Origin of the sequence: Synechococcus sp. H55.11 (genome assembly GCF_047462475.1) — a bacterium.
Taxonomy (GTDB): domain Bacteria; phylum Cyanobacteriota; class Cyanobacteriia; order Thermostichales; family Thermostichaceae; genus Thermostichus.
The window spans coordinates 1-700 of record NZ_JANSJI010000293.1 but is presented as its reverse complement, the minus strand read 5'-3'; the positions used below and the strand labels follow the sequence as shown (position 1 = coordinate 700).

Sequence of the window (700 nt, the reverse complement as noted above, 5' to 3'; positions counted from 1 at the left end):
CTCAAAGGGGTTGTACTGGCTGGGCAGATGGGCGAGGGCAGGTGCAGCAGTCATGCCGAATCTAGGCCAGGGCTTCTCGAAGGACTACCCTAATAGGTTAGCAGGCTTACTTCAAGCCAGTGGGCTCTTGCGGCTCTCTTTGCCGGGGTGGGCCTTGCGGGGGATCCCTCTTGACCTTGTAGTTAGCTATAGGGTTTAGGCTAGGAGAGCTGCTGGAGAGAGGGTATAGAACCGGGCATGTCTGAACTGCTGCGGGTGGGTCAGGTAGCCGAGAAGTTGGGCATCAGTCCCCAAACCCTCTACTTCTACGAGCGCCTGGGGCTCATTCCCAAACCGCGCAGGACGGAGGGGGGCTATCGCCTCTACGGGGAGCCTGAGCTGGAGCGGCTGGCTTTTATTGCCCGCGCCAAGGCTTTGGGACTTACCCTGGCCGAGATCAAAGAACTGCTCTTGCTTCAGGAGAACGGGCAAGCTCTGCCCTGCTGGCAGGTGTACGTAAAGCTAACGGAAAAACTTAGACAAATCGATAAGTCAATTGCCCATCTGCAGGAACTCAAAGGGGAGCTATCGACACTTATTGAACAGTGTCAACAGAAATTTTCCGAACAAGAGAAAAGTTCCTCTTGCACTATCTTCCAACAACAGCTCGATAACCCATGACAAGAGAACCCCTTGCACCATTTTCTGCTAATGCTTGGCA

Annotated in this window: 1 protein-coding gene; it reads left to right on the top strand. The window is 54.3% G+C overall.

The window, feature by feature from the left end; translation table 11 throughout:
• The first annotated feature begins 237 nt into the window (after positions 1-237).
• Complete coding sequence (locus NW853_RS11860) at positions 238-660, top strand: heavy metal-responsive transcriptional regulator (RefSeq protein ID WP_414349108.1); 423 nt, start codon at positions 238-240, stop codon at positions 658-660.
• Positions 661-700: the final 40 nt, after the last annotated feature.

Excerpts from the sequence above, each read along its gene's own strand:
- NW853_RS11860 (WP_414349108.1), top strand. The coding sequence starts at position 238 with ATGTCTGAACTGCTGCGGGTGGGTCAGGTAGCCGAGAAGTTGGGCATC.